The organism is Acidimicrobiales bacterium (assembly GCA_036399815.1).
Taxonomy (GTDB): Bacteria; Actinomycetota; Acidimicrobiia; order Acidimicrobiales; family DASWMK01; genus DASWMK01.
This window is the reverse complement of sequence record DASWMK010000280.1, coordinates 1-3,053: the sequence shown is the minus strand read 5'-3', so window position 1 is coordinate 3,053 and position 3,053 is coordinate 1. Positions and strand designations below refer to the sequence as shown.

Genomic DNA, 3,053 nt, shown 5'->3' with positions numbered 1-3,053 from the left:
ATCCGCAGGATCGATCCGTGGACGGTGCTGCGGTTCTCCGTGCTCTTCTACGCCAGCATGCTCGTGGTCTTCCTGGTGGCCGGCACCCTGCTGTGGATGGCCGCGTCCGGCGTGGGCGTGATCGACAACGTCGAGAAGTTCGTGCGCGAGCTGTTCGCCCTGGAGTCCTTCCGCATCTCCGGCTTCAAGCTGTTCACGTCGTCCGTCGTGGGGGGGCTCGTCCTCGTGCTGCTGGGCACGGGCATCAACGTGCTCATGGCCGTGGTCTACAACCTGTCGTCCGACATCGTGGGCGGCGTCGAGGTGAGCGTGCTGGAAGAGGAGCCGACGGGCACCCGTCGCTCCGTTGTCTGAGCCGCGCCCCCTGCGTGTATCGTCTGACGCTCGTTCGGGGCTATAGCTCAGCTGGTTAGAGCGCAGCACTGATAATGCTGAGGTCGGTGGTTCGACTCCACCTAGCCCCACCCCATGAACCGCTTCCGGGCCTCGATCCCGCAGTTGTGAGGGCACTTCGTCGCATCGCGCTGGCCCTGGGCGCGGCGGGGCTCCTGGCCGGGGTACTGCGCCTGCGTGGCACCGGTGGCACCCCGCCCCAACGAGGCGGGTGGCGCGAGCTGTCCGGCCCCGACCTGCGCTAGTGCGGGCCGTCCTCATCGGCGCCGGCGCCGTAGGCGCCCGCATCGCCCGCCAGCTCGTCCCCGGTGACGGCGTCGACTCCTTGGTCGTGGTCGACCGCGACCGCATCCGGGCCGCGGCCGTGGTGGCCTCGCTCGGCGCCCCGGCCCTGCCCGCCCCTCCGGGGGGAGCGTCGCTGCAGGGAGCTGACGTCGTCGTGGTGGCCGTGCCCACCGGCGGCCATCGCACGGTGGCCGAGCAGGCGTTGGAGCAGGGCGCCCACGTGGTGTCGGTCTCCGATGCGGTGGGCGACGTGCGCGACCTGCTGGCCCTCGACGCCGAGGCCCGAGAGCGGGACCTGTCGGTGGTGGTGGGGGCGGGCTTCTCGCCGGGGCTCACCTGCCTGTTGGCCCGCCACGCGGCGGCGGGCTTCGACGAGGTGGACGAGATCCACGTGGCCAAGTTCGGCACCGCGGGGCCGGCGTGCGCCCGGCACCACCACCAGGCCCTGACCGAGCGGGCCGTCGACTGGCGGGAGGGCGCCTGGGTGACCCGTCCCGGCGGCTCCGGCCGCGAGCTGTCCTGGTTCCCCGATCCCGTCGGCCCCCTCGACTGCTACCGGGCCGGGCTGCCCGACGCCCTGCTCCTGGCCCCTGCCGTCCCGGGCGTGGCGCGGGTGACGGCCCGGGTGGCGGCCACCCGCCGGGACCGGTTCACGTCCCGCTTCCCGATGCTGCGCCCGCCCCACCCCGAGGGGTTGGTCGGCGCCGTGCGGGTCGAGGTGCGGGGCCGCCGCGGCCGAGGCCGTGACGTGCGGGTGCTGGGCGCCCTCGACCGGCCGGGCGTGGCGGCCGGGGCGGTGGCGGCCGTGGCGGCGCTGTGGGCCGCCGAGTCCCGCCTGGCCCGGCCGGGGGCGGCCGGGTTGGCCGAGCTGGTGGCCGAACCTGTCCCGTTCCTGACCGAGCTGGGGCGGCGCGGGGTGCGGGCCGCAGCCTTCGAGGGCACCGCCGCCTGACAGCTTTTCCACAGTTCCTCACGCCTATGAGCAGGGTTCTCCCCCGATGACTGTGGACAACCGGGGACGGGGTTGTGGACTGCTTGAGGCTCAGGTGGCGGGGTCGGCGGGCTGGCCGTAGGCGGTCGGACCCTCGACGTCTGTGAGCGGCTCGCCCTCGGCGTCACCGGTCGGCACCGGGTCGAGCGATGGCGCCGTGTCGGTGGGCGGGTCTTCGCCCGATCGGCCGCCCAGGGGCGGGTCGATGTCGGGCGGGTCCATCCCGGGCGGGATGTCGGTGGGGCCGACGTCGCCCACGATGTTGGGGTCGTTGGTACCCACCGGCGCGTCCCGCATGCGGTCCAAGGCACTGTCGTCGCCGGCGTCGCCGCGGGGCTGGATGTCGTCCATGCTGGTCATGGCCTCGACGTACCCGCTCGGGTCCTCGGCAAAGACGATCCATGGTGTGGGTTTGGGGACGAGGCGGAGCGGGAAAGACGCGCCGCACCATGCAACCCACCCCCGTCTGGCTCACCGTCGCCGAGGCCGCCGAACGCCTCGGCCTGCCGTTGGCGGAGGTGTACGAAGCCATCACTGCCGAGCGCTTGGCCGCGCAACCCCACGACCGCAGCTTCCTGCTCCGGCGCGCCGACGTCGAGGCGTACCGAAGCGCCCCCGCCTCCGCCGTCTGATCACCCGGGGCGTCCGCGCCGGGGGCAATTGCTCGTCGACCGTGATCGCCTACGCTTGGCGGTCGTCGGGGACGTAGCTCAGTTGGCTAGAGCACCTGCTTTGCAAGCAGGGGGTCGTGGGTTCGAGTCCCATCGTCTCCACCCGCCGATCAATGCCGAACCCCTCCAGGGTCGCGGGAGGCTGAGTCGTCCCCTGCCCGAGCGCCCGCCTTGGGGGTCGAAGTCATCACTCCGTAGGCATAGTGAGACAGCCCGGGTGACGACCGCCGTCCGGGTTCGCCACGCACAACCCACGCCACCGCCGGGCCGACGCGTCCGCTCCAGTTACCGACGACGAGGCCGCAGAGCCAACCCGAGGGCGGCGACAGCAGCCACCAAGGCAGCCCAGGCGGCCACGTCCGACGCGTCGGTCCCCTCGTCGTCCCCACCCGACTTCGGCGCCGCCTCGCCCGCCAGGCGCGACAAGGTGGCAAGGTCGCCTTCGGCCAAGGCGAACGTCTTCACCGCGCCTGCGGGCTGCTCGGACCCGGCGGGGCCGAGCCAGCGCACGACCTCGCCGTTGTCGTAGGTCTGCACGGCCGGGAAGCTGAGCGTCGACGCCGCCTGCGGGGTCCGGGCCGAGAACCCGAACTCCTCGAACTCGCCCGCCCCGATGCGCCCGCCCTCCCACGTCACGGCGGCGATGTAGTCGGTGACCTGCTCGCCGAAGACCTCGACCGGGGCGGGCAGGGGCTTGCGCTCGACCCGACGGG

5 protein-coding genes and 2 tRNA genes are annotated in these 3,053 nt (G+C 73.2%); 5 read left to right on the top strand and 2 right to left on the bottom strand.

Translation table 11 applies throughout. From position 1 onward, the window contains the following. The 3 genes from VGB14_21020 to VGB14_21010 form a co-directional block, all read left to right on the top strand. The coding region (locus VGB14_21020; protein ID HEX9995413.1) for a DUF3566 domain-containing protein at positions 1 to 354 on the top strand (354 nt) is incomplete at its 5' end. 36 nt (positions 355 to 390) lie between these two features. Continuing rightward, positions 391 to 464 (top strand) — tRNA-Ile (locus VGB14_21015). A 173-nt stretch (positions 465 to 637) separates the two neighbouring features. After that, on the top strand, positions 638 to 1,630 hold the full coding sequence (locus tag VGB14_21010) for a Gfo/Idh/MocA family oxidoreductase (GenBank protein ID HEX9995412.1): 993 nt from the start codon (positions 638 to 640) through the stop codon (positions 1,628 to 1,630). Between the two features lie 90 nt (positions 1,631 to 1,720). On the opposite strand, the gene VGB14_21005 is transcribed toward VGB14_21010, so the two are convergent. Continuing rightward, positions 1,721 to 2,029 carry a hypothetical protein gene (locus tag VGB14_21005; GenBank protein ID HEX9995411.1) on the bottom strand — a complete coding sequence of 103 codons (309 nt, stop codon included), beginning with the start codon at positions 2,027 to 2,029 and terminating at the stop codon, positions 1,721 to 1,723. A gap of 89 nt (positions 2,030 to 2,118) precedes the next feature. On the opposite strand from VGB14_21005, the gene VGB14_21000 reads away from it, so the two are divergent. Beyond that, entirely contained in the window at positions 2,119 to 2,301 is a 183-nt protein-coding gene (locus VGB14_21000; GenBank protein ID HEX9995410.1) for a helix-turn-helix domain-containing protein, read from the top strand. A 67-nt stretch (positions 2,302 to 2,368) separates the two neighbouring features. Beyond that, positions 2,369 to 2,442 (top strand) — tRNA-Ala (locus VGB14_20995). A 183-nt stretch (positions 2,443 to 2,625) separates the two neighbouring features. Here the strand turns inward: VGB14_20995 and VGB14_20990 are convergent. After that, the coding region (locus VGB14_20990; GenBank protein ID HEX9995409.1) for a DUF1775 domain-containing protein at positions 2,626 to 3,053 on the bottom strand (428 nt) is incomplete at its 5' end.